A 20,627-nucleotide genomic window follows, 5' to 3' on the forward strand; every position below is an offset into this window, starting at 1 on the left:
TTAAAATCCCTTAATCCTTTAACTCTTAAAAAATATTTTTGTAAACACATTATGTGACATAATTTAATAATTTATCAAAAGAATTGATCTCAGCATATGGTTTTATTTCAGTATCATTCTTGATTCTATGAGGGTTATACCAGATCCCCTTTATATTTGCATTTTGACAACCACTAATATCCTTTTCTATGTCATCTCCAATAAATAATGCGGCTTCTGGATTCACATTTAACTTATTTAATGCTAAATCGAATATGCGTTTGTCAGGTTTACTATATCCCACTTCTTCAGAAATGATTATGGTATCAAAACAACTAATTAAATTAGTGTTCGTTATTTTATCTTTTTGTCTCTGAGTAGAGCCGTTTGTTATTATTGCAACTTTAACATGCTTCTTTATATTATTTACGATATTTATCGTATTTTGGTCTGTAGAGAAACAATAAGGAAAATGATGGTTCCAAAAATCTTGAATGGAGTTGCGTGGTAGTCTATATTGTGGTGGATATTCATCAAAGAATGGTTCCAAAACTTTAATTTTATTATTATTTCCGTAGCTTTTTCTATCATCTTCTTTAAATTTTTGTAGCATTTCATATTTAACTGAAGGTTTTACATTCTCATAACACTTTTCTAAAATAATGAAAAACAGGTTATCTACTGCTTTATCCCTATTAAGCAAGGTATCATCTAAATCAAACATCATTGCTTCATATTCTCTCAATTAAACTTCACAACCTTCCCCAACTAACTAAAGTCCCAAAAGTGCTATGAATGACCGTCGAAAAAAACATCAATAACTATTTGAGTTTTTAATCTCATTAAGTAATGTTAAATCACAATATACCCTAAAATCTCATAGAGAGTTAACTCATTGTGAATTATTGATAATAATGGTAGTGTTATGTAACATAGTGTTTTTTCCTATGTAAAGGAGCGAATACACTATGCTTAGTAAGGCTGAAAACTTACTATTTCTTAGAGAACTTGGACGTTTACAGAATGAATTTAAAAGCTGTAATGATGACCAAGTCCGAGAACACATTCACCAAGACATTTCTCTTCTTATAAAAGCGTTATTAATTACTGCTTGTAAATAGCAGTTTTTTTATTGTGTAAAATAAACAAACTTGCACACTAAAATACATATTTTGTATTCCTATGTAATAAATGAATAATATTCAATTAAGGAATTATTCCAGTCTAAAGTTCAACATACTTCTTCCTATCAATTTATTTCCATCCTTCCATAAAAACTCTACAGCATATTGTGCACCAATTTTCTTTTCATCAATTTCAATGTCTAAGGGTATATTTGTAACGTTTATATTTTTCTTTTTTATTACTTCATAATTGTCTGTATTAATTTGAAGTAAGTTTATCTCAGTAGGCTGCGGTCTCATTTCATGCCAATCAATCTGTATGTCATCACCTATTTCAACGTCCCCAGAGTGAATGTCAGGAAAGTTATATATGTTATTTTTACTACAATTATTCCAGCATACTTCAGCATACCCATAATCAAATAACTCACCATCTGATTCAGTTGATTTGAATTTTTTAATTTCAGGTATTTCCATAAGTGTGAATTCTGGAAGCTTTCCATCTGTTATTTTCATTTGCTCATTTGTTTCTTTGATCACTATTTTCCCAACATACTGAGCTCTGTTAACTGAAACTGAATTAATAAATTCAACTTCTAATACATAATCCCCTTCGTTTGTTGGAAATTGAAATTCCCTATTATCTTTCAATTCCAAATCGATTTTTTCTCCGTGTTTCCAAAGTACAGCTGTTATCGTAGGATCTCTCCAAATATCTCCACCATTATCTTCGTTCTCTTTAAATTCCAAAGAAGCTTTTTGGTTTGGAGAAACACTAATCACATCTTGTGATAATCCAAATTTTTCGATATTATCTACTGTTTCCTTTACTTCTCCACTCGATGAACTCCAACTAACATTAGCTTCTGTTAATTTTATTTGTTGATTTTGTAAACCCTTTTCTAAATGTAAATGAGCAATAGGAACACCAACATCATAATCCTCGCCAAAGCAGCCTGTTAATGCAAAAATAAAAAGCATTCCTACAAATAATGTCAAGAGTTTGTTCATATAAGTCACTCCTGTCTAAAAACCAAATCCTCAATTCAACATATTATTACGGCTTGCAGAGCCTACTCCACATCTGTTTGTTAATCCTAACTAATTTCATTAGTTCTAACAACCCATTTATTTATTAAGAAATGTCTGTTACTACTCCAATCAAAATTACCAATCACTTAATTTATTTATGAAGGTCAAACCGAGCAATTTCACCAACATTTGTTGAAATAATTAATGTAGCATCCAATGCATTGTCCTCAAGAATTTTAAGTTTTTCAACTGGTGGTACCATCACTTTAATATGATTATTCTCATGACTTACACCAAGATCAAAAGTAAGGATGAATTGACCTTCTTCTCCTGGTTTTAAAACAGGTGTTGATGATCCTCCATAACCCAAACCAGTATTATTATAATAAAATGGGTTAAAGACATTGAATCCGATAACTTCATTGGAAGCGTTTATTAAGGTGTCATTTGGTTCTATTTCTATTTTTAGGGGATCATTTACCAATTCGCCAATCTTCACTTTACCATCATTTTTAAGTGAAAACTCATAATATAAAGATGTAGGGATAAGTTCTATACCCTCCTCATTAAATCCATACGAACCAAGTCTTTCTTTATCTGAGATGATCTCAACCTTTGAATCAATTAACTCTATGGACTGTTCCGTTTCTGATGAACATGAAATGGAGAAAAGTATCATTAAACCAAAAATGTAGATATAAATAGGCTTCTTCATCCTACACTCCTTTAATTATTGTTATATAGAACTAATATATTGTCACTATCCTTCTCAAAAGACTAAAGAAAAATAGATGATACCTCTAGTCACTGTAGTCTTGTAGTGTTCTAGAAATATTTCTAAGCTCTTCCACTCATTAGAGGTTTAGCCCAGTCTTTCCGATTATTTTGGATTGCGACTTTAGATGCTCTTTCCCAGTCATAAGGCACATTAATTTGCTCGATTAACCATTGATTTGCTTCTTTTTTCATAATAGTATAATTTGCATATGGTGATCCTGATTCCATTTTATGAGGGATAGGTAAATCATCTTTATATGCTGGAAGCCCTACACTTCCTGGGTTAACGACCAACTTATCATTAGGTAAATAGACAATTCTAGGAATATGACTATGTCCACACAATATCACGCTCTGTTCTACGTGTTGAAGACTTTTCATGATTTCTAGTGAACTCTTTAAGGTTCCTCCCGCTTCCGTCATCTCTTCTAAGAGATAAGCTTCATCAGAATCAGGTGTACCATGGCATAGGAGAATATCATCTATAACTACCGAAGAAGGATGTTGCTTTATCCAATCGAGATGTTCTTCAGTCAACATTTGCTTAATATGATGTAGGGTAGATTGGGAATAATTGTCTACTGCTTCAAGTAACATACGATCGCAATTCCCCATGATATGAACCATTTTATGCTTAATTAATTGTTTATAAGTACCCAAAGGGTCTAAAGGACCATATAAACTATCTCCTAAGTTGAATATGTTATCAATACCGCGATTTGTAATATCTTGCAGGACAGCCTTTAATGCCAAATTATTTCCATGAATATCTGAAATAACCGCTATTGTTTGTTCCAAAAGATACACCCTCGATCACTAAAAATTTATAAAACCTAATAAACTATTAGTTTATTCAATATCATTCACCACAAATCACTATTATCCTTCATTTGACTCTATAATACTAATAAGGAGCTGTCTTTTTTAAGAACTACCCCTCAGTTACTAGAATTTGTTGTAAAACAATAGCTTCTCATTAAACTAATTGTCAGATTTTCTTACATGATGATTGAAAAAAGAGTGGGATAAAACTTATATTTATTTTGGAGGTTGTTTTTATGGAGATAAAAAAAGATGATTTAACTGGAGACAAAGTAGCTGAATTGATAAGAGAGCATCTTCATGCCATGACGTTGAATTCACCACCTGAAAGCATCCATGCTTTAAACTTAGAGAAGCTAAGACAATCAAATATTACCTTTTGGACTGCATGGGAAGACAATGAATTAGCCGGAATGGGAGCCTTAAAAGAACTCGACATCTCTCATGGTGAAATTAAATCAATGAGAACTTCATCGTCACATCTCAGAAAGGGTGTTGCCAGAAAAATGCTCCAGCACATCCTAGACGAAGCTATAGTGCGAGGCTATGAACAACTGAGTTTAGAGACGGGATCAATGATTGAATTTGAACCAGCAAGGAAGCTCTATGAAAATTTCGGCTTTGACTATTGTGAGCCTTTTGCAGACTATAAGGAAGATCCAAATAGCGTTTTTATGACAAAGAAACTTGGATAAGTTCTGTTTTGAACTTATCCTTTTTCTTCTCCAGTCAGAGAACGAAGAAATTATGTTGATAGTCGAAGAAAATTTTCTTATTTTCATATGAATAAGTATGTTGTATAATAATGACAAATTTGGTAATTGATCATTATTATATGTTTTTTGAGGTGTATACATTTATGCTCACAGCTCTAAACCTAATTGGTAGCATACTATTCGTTATATTAGGATTTATTTCTTATTTACGGTTCTTAAAAATTCCTAATAAGGATTGGAGAGAACTTGCATTAATTCTGTCTTTGATATTTATAGTTTTTGGATTATCTAGCTATATTTATTTCATTATTTCAGATTAACGCTTAATTATTCTCTCTCTTTTATCCCGTTATCAATCCATACCCTCTCTTACTTTCACCATGTTATACCAGCTGACTCCACCATGTTGTGATTGAGACAATCCATGATTAATAAATCCACATTTTTCATAAAAGGAAACTAACTCCTGTTTACATGTTAAAGTAATGCCTTTTCTTTCATTTTCTTTCACAAGCTCTTCCATTTTCTCAATTAACATCTTAGCAATTCCTTGATTTCTTGCCTGTTTGGACACAGCTAAACCTAAAATACTCTGATATCCGCCTCTATTCGGATTTCTTTTGATTTTCTCAAAAAGATCATCAGTAATGTAAGGTTGATTAATGATAGGTCCATTGATATAACCAAGAATCTCCCCTTTCTTTTTTGCCACTATAAAGGTATCAGGTATCAGCTGAATTCTCTCCTCAAATGCTTCTTTCGTGGCAGCTTCTTCGGCAGGAAATCCTTCATTTTCAATAAGTAAGAGCTGTTCTAAATCTGTAGCTTGAACATTTTTTAAGATAATCATATAATCTTTAACTCCTATCCTAACTCAATTCTATTGGATTTATGTAGCCTCTCCGTATCTATTTACTCCGCATTCATTACCTAATAAAAGAAGAGGACGCGTTCTTAATCTGCGTTTTTATTACGTAAAAAAGTAAGTTTTCGAGTTTTAGTGAGGCATAGAATATACTACTAGATAAATAGCCCTCACCAAGCTATATCCAAATAAAAGAATAAGTGTAACATAAAACACCTTACTCCAAACCTTTCCTTTTGCATATATATTTACTAAAAAGAAAAAGAACAAAGCACTTACAAAAATAAATTGTAAAAATTCCTTTACCTTATATGTTTCTAATAGTAATTCTTTATTATAGAACAATTGCAAGTTTTCATTAACCGAAATTGGGATTGTAAATAAAGATGATATCAGTGCAATTACGGTAAAAAGTCCATATAAATTTAATACTCTTTTCGTATTGAGTTTCTTTTTTGTCACGATCTCAACGTTATTGGATGTTTGCTGTTGTATTTGCACCAACTTGACCTCCCACTATAATTCTCTCTATATATACGAACAAATACAATGAAAGTTTCGAGATGTTGGTATTAGATTTTGGAATATAATAATGTCCAATATACTAATAAAACCACTAAAAAAGGTCATTCACCTTCTTCAGTGGTTTTTTCACGTTCTTTTCTAAATAATGTCATCTATGATGCCGTATTCTTTTGCAGCTTCGGCACTCATAAAATAATCACGGTCCGTATCTTGTGCGACCTTTTCAATTGGTTGACCGGTGCGTTCTGCGATAATTTGATTAATATGCTCGCGCAGGCTGATAATCCGTTTGGCGGATATTTCAATATCTGTCGCTTGCCCTCTAGCACCACCTAACGGCTGATGAATCATAATCTCGCTGTTCGGAAGGGCATAGCGTTTTCCTTTGGTACCAGCCAGCAACAGGTTTGCTCCAAATGAAGCAGCCATCCCCATGCAAATCGTTCTAATATCTGGTTTGATGTATTGCATCGTATCAAATATCGCAAAGCCAGCAGTTACTGACCCACCAGGGCTGTTAATGTACATCGATATATCCTTGTCAGGGTCTTCAGCTGCAAGAAACAACAGCTGTGCTACAACACTATTTGCAAGCCCGTCAGTGATTTCATCACCAACCATAATAATCCGGTCCTTTAACAATCGTGAGTAAATATCATAAGACCTCTCCCCGCGATTAGATTGCTCGATAACATACGGTGTCACATTCATTTCGCTTCCTCCTTTTTTAGGCGGAAACCCCATTTATGCCGCCATTAGGACAGTGCGTGAAGGACGAGAGTGAGCGAGTGTGCAGTGCATAGAGCTTGCTGGACGCTGATCTTTCACTAATGAGCGCAATAACGGTATCGACTGGATCAGAATCGTTGGATCCTGTCTCTTAAATGAGACATGAAGGAGATGTTCCACTTGCTCACGTTCTTCTTTCTCCCAATAAAGGTCAATGAGCGGACTTCCTTCTTGATTCATCTGTTTCGCTAAGCGTTGTTTGGCTCGATGAATGGTTGATTTTACAGCTGTCTCAGATGTCAAAAAGATGTCTGCAATTTCAGTGAGCTGATAGCGAAACCCTTCTTTTAAGACAAGCATAACGACTTGCTTCGGTGTTAATTGGGTCGTCAAACGTTGAATAATCTCAAAACGAGTCGCAATATTGCTAGTCGAATTATCCGAATTCAGTTCATTAAGATCGGCTTCTAAGCACTCCTTATTGTGCTTTCGGATCGTATCAACCCAAGCATTGTGCGCCATCTTGTTCACTAAAGCTGCTGGAATTGAAGATTGGTCCCCATAATAGAGCCAAAGCTTCATCATCGCATTCTGAACCAGTTCCTCGCCATCCCATTGATTTTTTGCTAGTCCCAGACAGTATCGTCTCAGCTTAGGATAAAGCTCTTGAAAGTCTTCCTCATTTAATAAATTCTCTGCACCGTGCACACGGCTTCTCTGCATCACAATCACTCCTTCAGCACGTCTCTACTGTATAAACGGATAACGAAAACGAAAAGATACGGGGTGGAAAAAAATTTTTGTATGTTTAAATAATATTTTACCTTCATCCATTTCATAATGTACAATTTGTTACCCAAATGCAAATGAGTATAGACTGTCTTAAAGACTTGGATACCGTAAGTAAATATTGTGATGACTACAATTAATGGAATCGCGATACTTCTATTGATCATAAAAGCAGTATAGTCCATCGCCTAAGTTGAAAGCTTGATAAACTCAATTCCTCATAAATATTCTATGACCAATTGATACTAATCATTAAAGTAAGGAGAAAAACAAAAGAGTTTTGCATAAATGAAAGTTTTTTTTGCATGAAAATGAACGTTATAATCTAAGATACAAAAAAACAGACAGCAAAAGCCATAATTATCATCCTTTGACTTTAATTAGTTGCGCTCGACACTTATTAAGAATATGTAGCATTTAAGATTAAATTTTCCTATTTATATGTATACTATTGTTACCAATCTATACTTGCAGCTATTAATAAAATAAAAATGATACTCTGAATAATAATTTGGGGAACTAGCCAAAATCATTTAAGCAACTTTATTTGTTACAAAAGGCCCCATTATTGCTGAAGGATGTTTTGAATAAAAAATGGGGAGGTTGAACAGTTAGCATTACTTCGCTAGTTTATCCATTATGTGGATGAATTTTCTCATCAATTCTCATAATAGGTATGAGGTGGATTTATTTGAATGTTGATTATTTTGTCTTGTTATTATTATGGATTATTTTCCCGTTTATATTGTATAAGATGGTCCCAAGAAATCGTCTACGAGAAGCCATCGTTACCTTTTTGTTTTTTCAAATGTTAACATGGTTGTTTAGTATTGGGCTAAGCTATACGAATACACTTGAATCTCCAATTAGACTCTTTAAGTATGCTACAAAACTAAATTTCACCATGGAATATTTAGTATTCCCAGCACTAGCTGTAGGGTTTCAATTGAAATTTCCTAATCATTCAAATTACCCAAGAAGATTACTTCACTATCTACTTTGGGTTGGGATCATTGTATCTTTTATCTATTTAATAGGGAAGTTCACCGACATAATGGATGTTAACAATAATCATCTAATAATGAGCTTTTTTAATTTTATTATTGAGCTCTGGTTGTCACGTCAATATGTCTTATGGATAATAAATAAAAATAATAATAAGAGTGATCAAATAATATGAAGATTGAGCACACCATTTTATATGTTATATATGCTTGTACATTTATTTCGCTTGCTTTTATACCAAAAAACAAATTGAAACAAGCAAGTATTATTTTCTTGTTTCAACAGTTTGCTACCTGGTTTTTAGGATTGCTTGTAGTCGAATTGCATCTAATAGAATACCCTGTAAGGGAACTTTCAAATATAAATAAATCAAGTTTTCTTTTCGAGTTCTTAGTATTTCCTATAATCAGCATATTCTTTTGTATATATTTCCCATATACAAAGAGTTTTATGAGAAAGTTTTTATACACAAGTGCTTTTTGTACAGGAATAACCATCCCTGAAACCATATTTGAAAGGTATACACAGCTTATTAAATATATAAAATGGGATTGGTATATCACTTGGTTATCTGTTTACGCTGCTTTATTATTATCTTGGTATTTTTATAAATGGTATTTTAAAATTAATAACAAGTAATACTTATGCGCTCTACATTTTTTGTTCTACTATTCATTTATTCCCTTCTAAGACCACAATCCTCTTTACCATAAGTATCACCCGAACTGGCCTTAAACTGAAATTAGCGCCTTTCCTTATCCCAATAAGGCGCTTTGATTGTTGAGTGTTCATGAAATGAGTTAAAGAAACCGTGGTACTCCCATTAGTATAAGGTTTGGTTTACTTCCTCTTACAATACGATACTATAGGAACTAACAAAACTTCGACTTGCATGTTTATCAACATAAACTAATGTGAAGACTGATAAAAAAATTAAAGAGGTTAATTTTAAATGTATTTATTATTAGTTGTCATTGTTTATATTATCTTTGCTTATTACTTTGTTGATTGGAAAAACTGGAAAAAGTATTATCCAACAATTCAATTCTTTATTATTTGTAATTTGTTATATAATGTCATTTTTTATAATCATACCCTATGGAGATATAATGCCGTAACTGTTGACTGGTTAAATCATACTTTAATAGATATTACCTTTTCATTTTTCATTGTACCAGTCGTTATTATGATTTATTTAAGATATTATCCTAAAGGGAAAAAACAATACTTATATATAGGAATATGGATTGCTTACTTTACAATCATTGAATACCTTTTTTATAAAAAGGGACTTTTTATATACGATAATAATTGGAACCTTTTCTGGTCTGGTGTCTTTAACTTGATTCTTTTTACTATGGTCAGAATCCATTATAAACGCCCTCTCACAGCATTAATCGTATCAATACCTATAATTGCAATTCTATTAACATTGTTCCACCCTTCCATAAATGATTTAAAATAATTGATGGTGATTTTATGGCAACTGACAAAATAACAACACCTGTTTTCTTACTATTGTTGTTCTCAATATATATACTGATGTGGATTTATCTTTTTAGAAATAAAGATTAATATTTGTTTCTTATTTCTACTGATAAACTTAAGCGAATTTTTGAAAAGCACACAAGTTTAATTAAGTTTAGAAATGGTTGGAATATATCTAAGTTTTATATCACTTACTTTGACTTTCCTCATATCTCGTATTTGTATTGCGTTAGTAAGAAAAGCTGATAATACTCGTGTTCCCGAGAACAACTAAGGGTATTATCAGTCTTTTTTGTCATGATACACCTAACAAATTTAATTCGTTATGTTAACTGGATCAGATTATTGCTATGCTCATTAGTAAATCCTATAATTTATATGGTTGAAATTAATATTCTTAAGTAAGATCGAGGTCTCCTTTTATGATTGAGTACATATATAAATCATCAAATTTGCCACAGGTATACTCATAATGTCTAAGCAACCCCTCTCTTGTAAATCCTTGCTTTTCTACTAATTTTTGTGATGGGAGATTTGCTGGTTCAATTAAAGCTTCAATTCTTTCTAACTGGTAGTGATGGAACCCAAATTTTACAACTGCTTCTAATGCTTCACTGGCGATTCCTTTCCCCCAGTAATCTTTATTTAATTCAAATCCAACTTCAGCTCGATGATGCTTGGTAACCATATTCAGAAACCCACAACTTCCTATAATTTTTCCATCACCTTTTAAAGTAACTCCCCATCTAATGCCAGTGCCATCTTTTCGTATAGTTTTATACCAATTAATTTCATCCAAAACATCCCTAACTGTTTGACAAGATGCTAACCCCATATACTTCACAACTTCTTTATCAGATAAATATTTAAACATATCATTAGCATCCTCAATTGTTACGCCTCTTAAGATTAATCGCTCAGTTTCAATTATAGGAAATTCATTTTTCATTAATTTTCCTTCTCTCGATTAAGTTTGTATCAGTCTGATTATTCATTACACTGTGCTAGGAGATTATTTGCAAAATTATCCGAGTTTAAGTCAATTCTCATTCTTCATAAAACCTACTGAATTGACAGCCATTACTCTCTACTAGATTTTCAGCTGCACCATGCCAATTATTTAAACTTCAACAAAAAGCGTCAATCCCTTTGTAAATTAACGCTTTTTTACTGTTAATGATTCCAAATATATTTTAGCTACCTATTTTTAAGAAAAAAACCTTATAAAAAAGTCATCATAAAATTATGTTAACTAAGGTAATTCATCTTGATTCTTCACTACAATTTGATCCTTGTTTTTCTTAAACTCTTTTAATGAATCTTTCTTTTTCTCTCTTCTGCCTGAAAAATGAGACATGAGAATTGCGAAAAGAACATAACCTCCAATTATGAGAACAACTATAAAAACAATTGGAGTTGCTCCACTCAAATCAAACTGTTGCATATTACCACTTCCAATCGAACTAATAAATTTTTATCCATAAAGGAACTACTCTGGTTAGTGTGCCACAAATTAATAAATTTAGATTAATTGCGTAAGAATATAACCCACCACACAAATAGAAACATAAAACCGATCAAGGTAAAAATAGACCAAATAGCAAACTTGTTGTATTTGATATACTGAATGTTCAAATTCATTCAATCCTTCTGCTCTACCAATACTATAACTAGCCAGATAATAGGTACTGTAAAAGTAATTAACATGGCCACAATAGACAAACCTTTGTTAGCCCTTTTTAAAACACTAAATATTGCAGCAACTAAAGTTATAAATAAAAATATGTAGTATACTGTCAAAAACCATACAGGCAATGTTTCCCAATTGTTCACTTTACTCCACTACTTCTCCTAAGTCTTTATAAATATTCCATTCTATCGACTTTTGCTTATTTCATAACTTCATATTCTTCCTAATTTTAACATGTTAGCCTAGTTTAAAACGTGAAAAAGCCCCTATCCTTTTTCTCTTAGTCTGTTTCTTTTTCTTCTTCAAAAAATACAAAGTGAACTATTAAGCAAGAGAGCGAAACTTAGCTTACAGAAACAATAAATTTTGTAAAAATTCAACTAGTTAGGCTTTTCCTGGCTTTGTTTTGTCGTTTAAAAGATTATATAAAGGACAACAAGAATAAACTCCCAAGCAAATATAGTTTTGTTGTTGTGTTTACAGCCATTGAAGAAAAATAAAATATTCTTCTAAATAAAAGAGAATAATACCTTTAACAAGATTTGGGAGGAACAAGATGGATAAAAGTTCATTTATTAAAGCACAGATTGCTGAACACCAGCAAAACAAGAGATTAACTGCTTCAGAACTAGCGGATTTGTTTGCGAATTTTCAGGGAGATAGTATGTATTCTTGTGTATTCGAACATTTTCTTCAAGTGGTAGAAGATGATGAGGTTAGAGATTATGTAGAATTTGCACTAGAACTATCTAGAAGACATATTAAGCAAATTAGAGAAATTTTTATTAAGGAAAAAATCCCTGTACCTGTAGGTTTTGGGGAACAGGATGTTCGAAAAGATGCCCCTCGATTATTCGGTGATATGCTTATGGTTTTTTACATTACACAAATGGCAACAATTTCATTACCCATATATAGTAGTGCTTATAGTAGTGCGACTAGACAAGATATTATGGATTATTTTAGAAGCAATATAAATGATTCAGCAGAAACATATGAAAGAGGAGTTCACTTATTACTTTCTAAAGGAATGGATTTAATAAGTTCTCCGACAATACCTTATGCTAAGAAGGTTGATTTTGTTGAGAAAAAATCATTTATCTCCATATTAACGGGTAGAGACAGACCGCTTATAGCCCCAGAGATTAAGCATCTGCAGTTTAACATCAATACTAATATTTTAGGTAAATCAGTAATGTTAGGTTTCAGTCAGGTAGCTTCTTCAGAGAAGCTTAGAAAATACTTTAGAGAAGGTGCTCAACTTTCAGATAGACAAATTAAGGCATTTTCCTTGCCTTTATCTAGTCAGGATCTACCTTCTCCTAAGTTAATGGATGCACATATAACTGATTCAACTATTTCCCCTTTTTCAGATAAACTTATGCTATTTCATGGGGGATTAGCAGGAAGCGTAGCACTTTCTAACATAGGTGCTGCACTCGGACAAATGATGAGGCATGATTTAGCGGCAGAGTTCCTAGCATTAATTCCTGTTATTGCAAAGTATAACAATGACGGAATGAATATGATGATAGAACATGGGTGGTTGGAAGAACCCTTTACTGCACCAGATCGAAAGAAAATTTCTAAATCATCACCAGGTAACTAAACTAATCAGGAAGATAAAAATTGTGAATTAGATTTCGCACATCATTTAACCAAATCGATTACAGTTAGTTAGTATTTTACCCCTGTTTGTCCTTTTTCCAATGTGGGATGAAGCAAAGGATGCAAACGGAGAAGAAGAAATTTCTCCGTTCTTGTTTCTTCCTTCTGTTTTTTCAGCATAGCATACTATGTAACTTTTGGTTTTATTAATTCAACCAAGATTAAGCTAATTGAACTATTATTAGAACCTATTTTTTATTAATTCTCTTTGTAATTGAGTCTCACAAATGTTATTGCACATTTGCCCTTCTTCGACAGCATCTACATCCTGTAATTTATATGAACTTTCAGGAGTTTCATATTTTAATACTAGGTTAGGTTATGTGGTTATGTAAGGAATCTATTAACTCATTTTCGTCCTCTACTAGCACGACATCTCCATATACATGAACTGCCACGTAATTCCATGTTGGTACTGCCTTATTCGTCTCATACCAAGATGGTGAGATATAACAATGAGGACCATGAAAAACAGCTAGAACAGTTTGATTTTTAATATCATTCCACTGAGGATTTGGACGTGCAAAGTGTCCATATAAAAAAGTATTTTCCTTGTTCAAAAGTAACGGTAGATGTGTTGCAAAAGGCATTCCATTGTGTTGAGAAAAAAGATTCGCAAAACTATGTTCTTTTATTATATTATGTGCCATCGTCTCATCTGTGATCTTAAAATATTTAGGAATATAAATTCATAATCCAGCCTTCAATTGAAGTTATTTGAGTGTTTTGGTCATTATCAAGTCCAATTGTTCTTCATCACCCATATAAAAAGAGTGGGATCACGTTTCAACAAACCCCATTTTCTTATAAAAAGCTATATCATTTTCATTTTCTTCCCATACACCTAGCCAAATTTTCAGTTTATTCCCTATATATAAGTATTAAGCCCCTTTAAAAAGCTTTAAAATTATATTTGCATTAGGTAATGGGCACTCATCCCAATGGATTTTGTTTATGGCTAAACCTTGGATAACTGCATAAAAGGTAACAGCTAATGTAATTGGGGCTTCTTTAATGATTTCTCCCTTTTTCTGACCATCTAATATTAAGGGAATCGTTGCCATAACAGGTGAATCAGAATTTTCTCCTGTTAAAACTTCTTTTACTTCTTCTGGTATTGCATCTGATGTACTCGCTTGAATCATAACTAAAAAGAGAAGTGCATTCTCAGTACTTTCTAAACTTTCGATTATCCTTTCTGTCATCCAAGTTAATTTTTCTAAAGGTTTTCCTTCTTTTATATTTGCTTTATGAATTATTTCCATTGAACTGCTTGATGCTTATTTTACCAGAGTCGTAAAAAATCTCCTCTCTTGACTTAAAATAATGATAAACAAGTCCGTGACTTAACCTTGCTTCTTTTGGAATATCACAAATTTTTGTAGCAACCATTCCCCTGCGAGCAAAAACTTGCAAAGCTGCACTCTCGAATCTGTTTATTTTGTTCTTCTTGCCTAGGAATAATCTTCACCTCATTTTTTTGATTATTCAGTTAATATTATTCTTTTTAAGTTTATCTAAATTTCTTTCCATAGTTAACATTTTTCATTTTTTTCATAATAAACCTTCTTTTATTAAATTTGACTAATCTATAGGATAACTGAAGATACTAAAAAAGATTATAGATGAGGAGTGTCTCAATGGATATCATAAAAATCTCTAAAATTCAAGCTTTAATGCTTGGTGTTTCAAGCATTATCGTAACGGGGCATCTTTTGTATATACCGGTCATTATTTTTCATTCTGGCAGGGATAGTTGGATTTCCCTATTGGTAGCCATTTTTCCAGCAATGCTGGTCGGGCTAACTGTCGCCTTATTATCTCAACGATATCCCGGGTGCTCTATGGTTGAATATAGTCAAATTATTTTAGGAAAGTGGATTGGGAAGCTTTTTGTCTTTATATTTCTCTTTTATTTTCTCCATGAAGCAAGTTTATCAATACGGGGTTTTGGGGAGTTTTACACAGCAGCAATTACTCCTCGTACACCAATCGTTGTGTATTTTATTGCGATTTTAATTCTAGCTGGTTATTCAATTAGGTGTGGTCTGGAAGTGTTAGTAAGAACAAATCAAGCCATTCTCCTCTTCTTAATACCCATCGGTATCCTAGCATCCATTCTTACACATAAGGATAAGGACTATCAGAATTTCTTACCTATTTTAGAAGACAGTATCATAACTGTGTTTCCAGGGATGTTATCAATCGTGTCATTATATAGTTCATTTTTTGTCTTAAGCATGGTATTTCAAAATATCTCTAATACAAAGCATCTAAAGAAGTATTCCATCATAACAATGATCATTCTAATTTGTATGTTTATAGGTCCAGTTTCTGGAGTGATCGCCATTTATGGGGAAGAACGAGCCACTGGACTTTACTTCCCGACTTTCCAAATATTAAGAGATATCGAAATTGGTGCCTTACAACGCTTAGATATTCTAGGAATCCTTCTTTGGTCACTTGGTTCCTTTACAAAAGTTGCTTTGTTTTTATATGCCATTGTTCTTGCATTAGCACAATTATTTAAATTAGATAATTATAAAGTGCTTGTCGTACCCGTAGGAGCATTGCTCACCATTATTTCCATATTAAACAGTGAAGATTTAATTGGAATTTATCGTTTTTTAAGAGATTTTTATCCTTATTATGGGACGTTTGTTGGATTCATTTTACCCCTCTTTTTACTAATGGTTAGTTTTGTAAGAGATAGAAACAAAAAGTCAAAGGAGGAAAAAAAGCTTGTTTGAATATCCAAAGGAGGAAAAAAAGGATAGATTCCTCTCTCCCTATTTAGAAGAAAATATTATGAGATATACAAAATTGTTTGGCGAAAAATCTGATTTAACTGTACGTAGACTACAGTATAATGGCCGAAATAAGATTGCAGTTATGTACATTGACACTTTGGTTGAAAAGGATAATATCGATCGCTTTGTTATTCATGAGCTAAAGACACATGTAAAAGAATTGTTTGAATCTCCTATTCTTGATCCAAGTATATTGTCTACAAACAAAGTCGTTGAACTCATTACCGATGATAAGATCACAGATTACTTTTTACAAGGATATTCCATTATCTTTCTTGATGGGCAGCAAATTGCTTATGCTGCCGAGACTTCTGGTGGCGAGAGAAGGCCGGTTTCAGAGTCAAATGTAGAAACGGTTGTTAGAGGACCTCGTGAATCTTTTAATGAATCATGGGTTACGAATATCGGATTAATTCGAAAAAGAATACACACTTCTAAATTGCACGTACATAAACTTGAATTAGGTGAAGAAAGCAAAACGACGGTTGCCGTCCTTTCTATTAAAGATATTGCAAAAGAAAAGATTGTAAAGGAAGTGATATCACGTCTTGATCAAATTCAAATAGATGGAATACTTGATTCACTCTATATTGAGGAAATAATTGAAGATCCAAATGGGTATACACCATTTCCGACCATTTTTAATTCAGAGAGACCTGATCGTATTGCAGCAGGCTTATTAGAGGGTAGAATTGCGATTATCGTTGATGGGACACCAGTTGTATTAATGGTTCCGGCAACAATAGGATTATTTTTAGCAGCAAATGAAGATTATTATCAACGCTATGATTTTGCTACCTTCCTTAAATTACTGAGAGTTTTCACTTTTATATTATCGTTCGTATTGCCTGGTTTGTATGTTGCCTTACTAACATTTCATCAAGAAATGATTCCGACCCCATTATTAATAGCCATTACCGGTCAACGTGAAGGTGTACCATTTGAAATAGCGTTAGAAGTACTATTTATGGAAATAACCTTCGAAATTCTAAGAGAAGCAGGCCTTAGATTACCAAAAACAATAGGTGCTGCTGTTTCAATTGTCGGAGGTTTGGTTCTTGGTCAAGCTGCTGTTGAAGCTGGTCTTGTTGGTCAATCAACCGTTATTGCTGTTTCAATAACCGCTATTTGTTCATTTACAACACCATCTTATAATATTGCTATAACTGCTAGAATGTTAAGATTTTTTTTATTAATTTTATCCGCTGCCTTAGGAGCATTTGGTCTCATCTTTGGGTTACTCTTTCTATTTATTCATTTAAATTCTCTTAGATCCTTTAGTGTACCGTATTTAACACCCCTCGTCCCGTTTCATAAAACGAATTGGAGAGATCTATTTGTAAGAGCTCCTTGGTGGAAAATGGAGCAAAGACCTGATGAAATAGCTGGAGATAATCATTATCGAATGCCTCCAGGAACAGCAAAACGAAATCGTCTACATAGGAGAAATAATAAACGATGAAGAAACTCTTTATCATTTTACCCGTTATTTTCGGAATTCTGTTAAGTGGCTGTTGGGATAAGAAAGAATTAAATGAGGTTGCCTTAGTTATTGGTGTCGGACTCGATAAAGTGGAAGATGAAAGTTATAAAATTACGGCACAAGTTATTAAGCCATCATCTGGTCAGGATAAGGCAGGAGGCTCTGAGTTACCAACGTGGAGTATTTCTGCAACAGGTAAAACGGTCATGAGCGCAATAAGAAACCTAAATGAATCAAGTCCACGCAGACTTTATTGGGCACATTTACAAATTATTATATTTGGAGAAGAATTAGCGAGAGAAAGTTTATCTCCAATCATCACCTGGTTTGAAAGGGATCGAGATAGTCGGGCAGGATCTTATCTAATTGTGACAAATGGATTAGCTGAAGATTTGCTTAACCAGAAAATTGAGTTAGGAAACGTTCCAGCTAAGTCAATGGCAGAGCTATTAAAAGCATCAACTATTAGACAAATTAACGCTCGGGAAGTAAAACTTCGGGATATTATGAACACTTTATCTACACCAGGAGTTGATCCCGTGCTTGATGTCATTAATCCACGGGAAGTTAGAGGAAAGATTGAAACTTATGAATTAGACGGTGTAGCAGTATTTAACAAGGATAAATTAATGGGTTTTATCAATGGAAAACACGCAATTGGTACGGAGGCTGTATCAAATGAATTAAATTTCTCAATTCTTGATGGAAAGTGCCCGGCAAACGAAGGTTTTTTCTCGTTTCAAATAACGGATTATACTAGCACAAAAAAACCTATTTTAAAAAATGGAAAGATCATTTATCGTATTAAAATAGCTCTTGAAGGCAATCTTACTGACCAAACTTGTCAAATAGATCTTCTTAAACCTAATCATCTAAAAGCAGTTGAAAAAGAAATTGCCAATAACTTAAAAGAGATCATTACAAAAGAATTTGAAATGGCTAGAGAGATGAATTCCGATATTTATGGAATTGGGAAAGATATTAGAAAATTTCACCCTGGCTATTGGAAAGAACAAAAGGATTCATACGCATATCTACAAAATGTAGAATTTGATATACAAATTGAATCAAATGTCAGAAGATCTGGGTTAATTATTGAACCAACACAACTAAAAGTGAAAGAAGGCACGAAATAATGAATACATTTCTTCTTATTTTGCTTTTTATCATTATTTCCTTCCATGATCTTAGATTGCTTCTAAAAGAAAAAAAGCGAAAGAAGCTTATTATTTATACCTCTATTCTAGGAACTGCCTTTCTCTTAAGTGAGTTACATATCCTTGGAGTAAAGGTTATAGGGCTAAACCAGGTTATTACGTATACGGTCGGTTTATTTAGATAATAAATAACACCACCTTAGTAACTGGTGGTGTTATTTACGACTTAGAAAAAACCGAACAGTTACCCCTTCTTTAACACAAAATACTCTAAATTACTTTATCTTTCTTTCCATATCATTTACATCATTTATTTTTCGCCAAATCCTCATGGTCTGTCGCTTGAGGAGGTTGTTCCATCCACTCATTTTCTATTAATAGATTCATACCGTCTTCTGCTAACAATCCAACTTCAGCAATCATTTTTGCGTAATTAGCTGATAAGTCTTTTCGTTGAGATATAGACATTGCTTCGCCATAATAACCAATTGCAGAAGAAAGTAATGAAGTGATATGAAACATCATAAGCTTATCGGAAAAAGGAGGAGTTGTTGAATCAGTCACCTCTGACTCAAATGTCCTTGGAATGTGTAAATTACCTTCAATTAACATTGAAACTAGCACTTTATAGTGATCGTTGCACAGATTCCTAGACCTTTCCATAAACCTTCTAACATATTAGATTTAGTTACTTGACTGAACCCTAATTCTAAGACAGTTTTTGTCAGTGTTTTCTGCAAGTTAAGATATGTACCGCTAATTTCCAATGCACTAATAGGTCTTCGTTTTCCCAAACACCTTTAATAAAGCTTTGTTTTTAAAAAAACTCAACATTCTGATGATTAATAAACTTGGTGGTTTGCTTATGATTCCTTTATCTGTAAGGACCTTAGTTGCTCTATCATGCAATTCCAATGACTCTGAAATAACACCAATAAAGTATTTTCTCTGATCCTCCCGAATAACATTGCCTATTGCCCCTGAATATCTAGTCAATCCGTGAATAGACATAAACATAATATGAAGGTAAACAATTATACATGTATCTGTAAATAATGGAGGTGCTTCTACTGTGACATCTTCATCTGTAAAACCAATCGGTATTGGATAACCATCTTTTGTTAGAAAATCCTCAACCTTTTGAAGGTGCATCTCAGTAAGTTCGAGAGCATATTTAAGCACCTGAATAATATCATGATCCTTAATGATGAAGAAAATAGCGGAACATGCAGCGTGCCAGACTGTCATTTATATATTGTGTCCAAAGATTTGCTTATTCAGAAGCACTCATTCTGATCATATGGTCACTCATTTCCTTTATTAAACCTCCTAAATATTAGTCTTAAATAGTTTTTCCAAATGTACCCTGTTTATTATTTTCAAACTTTCTTTATTTTTTATAGAACTTTTTATGCTTACTCATGTTTAAAATGCGTTTTTTCAAGGGATTTTTCATTTTGTATTTAAGGTAAACATCTCTCTCATCATTCTTTTGCATCATAATCTCAATGACTTTTGACTCCTTAACAAAGATTAAAACCTGATTACGATCATCTCGTAACCAGGTTTTAATAATGAATATCAGTGATTAAGTTTTCAATACTTACTCCTTACCCATATAAGGAAAATAAGGATATTTAATAAGAGACTTTTTATCATACTCCGGTTTTATAACGTATGTATTGGACGAAAGTACTGTTGGAGATAAACTTGAATTACCTGAACCATCGTAATAAGTTGGTTTTCCTTGCTCCTTGTTCATGTTTATTTACCCCTTTTCATGGTATTTATACTTTGTCGCTTTTAGGAGTATGAGTAAAAAGCACTAATGCAAACCTCGCTCCTATAGAACTATTATACCATTAAACTACAACTAGTATATCCTATTTTTTACAAAAAAGTAAATTTATTAGTGTGATTTGATTTCCTTATTAAGAATATGGTTATGTAAAATATAGTGAAAAAAGT

Annotated in this window: 25 protein-coding genes and 2 pseudogenes; 10 read left to right on the top strand and 17 right to left on the bottom strand. The window is 32.9% G+C overall.

Going from position 1 to position 20,627, the window contains the following annotated elements:
• Positions 1 to 49: 49 nt before the first annotated feature.
• Positions 50 to 706, bottom strand: coding sequence for an HAD family hydrolase (locus D9842_RS07860; protein ID WP_121664986.1), 657 nt, complete (start codon positions 704 to 706; stop codon positions 50 to 52).
• Positions 707 to 947: 241 nt separating this feature from the next.
• On the opposite strand from D9842_RS07860, the gene D9842_RS25770 reads away from it, so the two are divergent.
• Positions 948 to 1,100, top strand: a complete 153-nt coding sequence (locus D9842_RS25770) for a hypothetical protein (RefSeq protein WP_162987357.1) — start codon at positions 948 to 950, stop codon at positions 1,098 to 1,100.
• A gap of 93 nt (positions 1,101 to 1,193) precedes the next feature.
• On the opposite strand, the gene D9842_RS26110 is transcribed toward D9842_RS25770, so the two are convergent.
• The 3 genes from D9842_RS26110 to D9842_RS07875 form a co-directional block, all read right to left on the bottom strand.
• Positions 1,194 to 2,114, bottom strand: coding sequence for a hypothetical protein (locus tag D9842_RS26110; RefSeq protein WP_180320418.1), 921 nt, complete (start codon positions 2,112 to 2,114; stop codon positions 1,194 to 1,196).
• A gap of 172 nt (positions 2,115 to 2,286) precedes the next feature.
• Positions 2,287 to 2,850 carry a hypothetical protein gene (locus D9842_RS07870; RefSeq protein WP_121662054.1) on the bottom strand — a complete coding sequence of 188 codons (564 nt, stop codon included), beginning with the start codon at positions 2,848 to 2,850 and terminating at the stop codon, positions 2,287 to 2,289.
• Positions 2,851 to 2,972: 122 nt separating this feature from the next.
• Complete coding sequence (locus tag D9842_RS07875) at positions 2,973 to 3,710, bottom strand: metallophosphoesterase family protein (protein WP_121662055.1); 738 nt, start codon at positions 3,708 to 3,710, stop codon at positions 2,973 to 2,975.
• A 260-nt stretch (positions 3,711 to 3,970) separates the two neighbouring features.
• Between D9842_RS07875 and D9842_RS07880 the strand changes: the two genes are divergently transcribed.
• Positions 3,971 to 4,429, top strand: a complete 459-nt coding sequence (locus tag D9842_RS07880; RefSeq protein ID WP_121662056.1) for a GNAT family N-acetyltransferase — start codon at positions 3,971 to 3,973, stop codon at positions 4,427 to 4,429.
• Between the two features lie 373 nt (positions 4,430 to 4,802).
• Here D9842_RS07880 and D9842_RS07885 read toward each other — a convergent pair whose 3' ends face one another.
• The 4 genes from D9842_RS07885 to D9842_RS07900 all read right to left on the bottom strand — a co-directional run bounded on the left by D9842_RS07885 (position 4,803) and on the right by D9842_RS07900 (position 7,292).
• A complete protein-coding gene (locus D9842_RS07885; RefSeq protein ID WP_121662057.1) occupies positions 4,803 to 5,300 on the bottom strand; it encodes a GNAT family N-acetyltransferase in 498 nt (165 codons plus the stop codon).
• Between the two features lie 147 nt (positions 5,301 to 5,447).
• Positions 5,448 to 5,816, bottom strand: a complete 369-nt coding sequence (locus tag D9842_RS07890) for a hypothetical protein (RefSeq protein ID WP_121662058.1) — start codon at positions 5,814 to 5,816, stop codon at positions 5,448 to 5,450.
• A gap of 162 nt (positions 5,817 to 5,978) precedes the next feature.
• Positions 5,979 to 6,551, bottom strand: coding sequence for an ATP-dependent Clp endopeptidase proteolytic subunit ClpP (gene clpP, locus D9842_RS07895; RefSeq protein ID WP_121662059.1), 573 nt, complete (start codon positions 6,549 to 6,551; stop codon positions 5,979 to 5,981).
• 33 nt (positions 6,552 to 6,584) lie between these two features.
• A complete protein-coding gene (locus D9842_RS07900; RefSeq protein ID WP_121662060.1) occupies positions 6,585 to 7,292 on the bottom strand; it encodes a sigma-70 family RNA polymerase sigma factor in 708 nt (235 codons plus the stop codon).
• A 757-nt stretch (positions 7,293 to 8,049) separates the two neighbouring features.
• Between D9842_RS07900 and D9842_RS07905 the strand changes: the two genes are divergently transcribed.
• The 3 genes from D9842_RS07905 to D9842_RS07915 all read left to right on the top strand — a co-directional run bounded on the left by D9842_RS07905 (position 8,050) and on the right by D9842_RS07915 (position 9,828).
• Positions 8,050 to 8,538 (top strand): CBO0543 family protein, encoded by a 489-nt coding sequence (locus D9842_RS07905; protein WP_121662061.1) that lies wholly within the window; start codon positions 8,050 to 8,052, stop codon positions 8,536 to 8,538.
• Entirely contained in the window at positions 8,535 to 9,002 is a 468-nt protein-coding gene (locus D9842_RS26515; RefSeq protein WP_121662062.1) for a CBO0543 family protein, read from the top strand. The genes D9842_RS07905 and D9842_RS26515 overlap by 4 nt, the downstream gene beginning before the upstream one ends.
• A 313-nt stretch (positions 9,003 to 9,315) precedes the next feature.
• Positions 9,316 to 9,828, top strand: a complete 513-nt coding sequence (locus D9842_RS07915; protein WP_121662063.1) for a CBO0543 family protein — start codon at positions 9,316 to 9,318, stop codon at positions 9,826 to 9,828.
• A gap of 420 nt (positions 9,829 to 10,248) precedes the next feature.
• Here the strand turns inward: D9842_RS07915 and D9842_RS07920 are convergent, their stop codons facing one another.
• Both D9842_RS07920 and D9842_RS07925 read right to left on the bottom strand, forming a co-directional pair.
• Positions 10,249 to 10,800: a GNAT family N-acetyltransferase gene (locus D9842_RS07920; protein ID WP_121662064.1), complete on the bottom strand. Its 552-nt coding sequence runs from the start codon at positions 10,798 to 10,800 to the stop codon at positions 10,249 to 10,251.
• A 303-nt stretch (positions 10,801 to 11,103) separates the two neighbouring features.
• Positions 11,104 to 11,295 (bottom strand): hypothetical protein, encoded by a 192-nt coding sequence (locus D9842_RS07925; RefSeq protein ID WP_121662065.1) that lies wholly within the window; start codon positions 11,293 to 11,295, stop codon positions 11,104 to 11,106.
• 802 nt (positions 11,296 to 12,097) lie between these two features.
• Between D9842_RS07925 and D9842_RS07935 the strand changes: the two genes are divergently transcribed.
• Entirely contained in the window at positions 12,098 to 13,150 is a 1,053-nt protein-coding gene (locus D9842_RS07935) for a DUF3231 family protein (protein ID WP_121662066.1), read from the top strand.
• A 318-nt stretch (positions 13,151 to 13,468) separates the two neighbouring features.
• On the opposite strand, the pseudogene D9842_RS07940 reads toward D9842_RS07935, so the two are convergent.
• From D9842_RS07940 to D9842_RS26640, 4 genes and pseudogenes are all read right to left on the bottom strand, one after another.
• Positions 13,469 to 13,898: pseudogene (locus tag D9842_RS07940) on the bottom strand (FMN-binding negative transcriptional regulator); the annotation flags it as partial.
• 24 nt (positions 13,899 to 13,922) lie between these two features.
• Positions 13,923 to 14,075: pseudogene (locus D9842_RS07945) on the bottom strand (GNAT family N-acetyltransferase); the annotation flags it as partial.
• A 15-nt stretch (positions 14,076 to 14,090) separates the two neighbouring features.
• Positions 14,091 to 14,474: a hypothetical protein gene (locus D9842_RS07950; RefSeq protein ID WP_121662067.1), complete on the bottom strand. Its 384-nt coding sequence runs from the start codon at positions 14,472 to 14,474 to the stop codon at positions 14,091 to 14,093.
• On the bottom strand, positions 14,458 to 14,625 hold the full coding sequence (locus D9842_RS26640; protein ID WP_162987358.1) for a TetR/AcrR family transcriptional regulator: 168 nt from the start codon (positions 14,623 to 14,625) through the stop codon (positions 14,458 to 14,460). The genes D9842_RS07950 and D9842_RS26640 overlap by 17 nt, the downstream gene beginning before the upstream one ends.
• Positions 14,626 to 14,849: 224 nt before the next feature.
• Between D9842_RS26640 and D9842_RS07960 the strand changes: the two genes are divergently transcribed.
• Genes D9842_RS07960 through D9842_RS07975 form a run of 4 tightly spaced genes read left to right on the top strand, consistent with a single transcriptional unit; the run spans position 14,850 to position 18,844 of the window.
• The gene (locus D9842_RS07960) at positions 14,850 to 15,959 is read left to right on the top strand and encodes a GerAB/ArcD/ProY family transporter (protein WP_121662069.1); all 1,110 of its coding nucleotides are present in this window, start codon (positions 14,850 to 14,852) and stop codon (positions 15,957 to 15,959) included.
• Positions 15,952 to 17,481: a spore germination protein gene (locus D9842_RS07965; RefSeq protein WP_257536009.1), complete on the top strand. Its 1,530-nt coding sequence runs from the start codon at positions 15,952 to 15,954 to the stop codon at positions 17,479 to 17,481. Before D9842_RS07960 ends, D9842_RS07965 begins: the two co-directional genes overlap by 8 nt.
• Positions 17,478 to 18,638 carry a Ger(x)C family spore germination protein gene (locus tag D9842_RS07970; RefSeq protein WP_121662070.1) on the top strand — a complete coding sequence of 387 codons (1,161 nt, stop codon included), beginning with the start codon at positions 17,478 to 17,480 and terminating at the stop codon, positions 18,636 to 18,638. Before D9842_RS07965 ends, D9842_RS07970 begins: the two co-directional genes overlap by 4 nt.
• Positions 18,638 to 18,844 (top strand): hypothetical protein, encoded by a 207-nt coding sequence (locus tag D9842_RS07975; RefSeq protein WP_121662071.1) that lies wholly within the window; start codon positions 18,638 to 18,640, stop codon positions 18,842 to 18,844. The genes D9842_RS07970 and D9842_RS07975 overlap by 1 nt, the downstream gene beginning before the upstream one ends.
• A 121-nt stretch (positions 18,845 to 18,965) precedes the next feature.
• On the opposite strand, the gene D9842_RS26520 is transcribed toward D9842_RS07975, so the two are convergent.
• The 3 genes from D9842_RS26520 to D9842_RS25775 form a co-directional block, all read right to left on the bottom strand.
• Positions 18,966 to 19,322 (bottom strand): DUF3231 family protein, encoded by a 357-nt coding sequence (locus D9842_RS26520; RefSeq protein WP_306821511.1) that lies wholly within the window; start codon positions 19,320 to 19,322, stop codon positions 18,966 to 18,968.
• Positions 19,323 to 19,430: 108 nt separating this feature from the next.
• Positions 19,431 to 19,907 carry a DUF3231 family protein gene (locus tag D9842_RS26525; RefSeq protein WP_306821512.1) on the bottom strand — a complete coding sequence of 159 codons (477 nt, stop codon included), beginning with the start codon at positions 19,905 to 19,907 and terminating at the stop codon, positions 19,431 to 19,433.
• Positions 19,908 to 20,262: 355 nt separating this feature from the next.
• Positions 20,263 to 20,421 (bottom strand): hypothetical protein, encoded by a 159-nt coding sequence (locus tag D9842_RS25775; protein ID WP_162987359.1) that lies wholly within the window; start codon positions 20,419 to 20,421, stop codon positions 20,263 to 20,265.
• Positions 20,422 to 20,627 lie beyond the last annotated feature (206 nt).

Source organism: Metabacillus litoralis (genome assembly GCF_003667825.1).
GTDB classification, from domain to species: Bacteria; Bacillota; Bacilli; order Bacillales; family Bacillaceae; genus Metabacillus; species Metabacillus litoralis_B.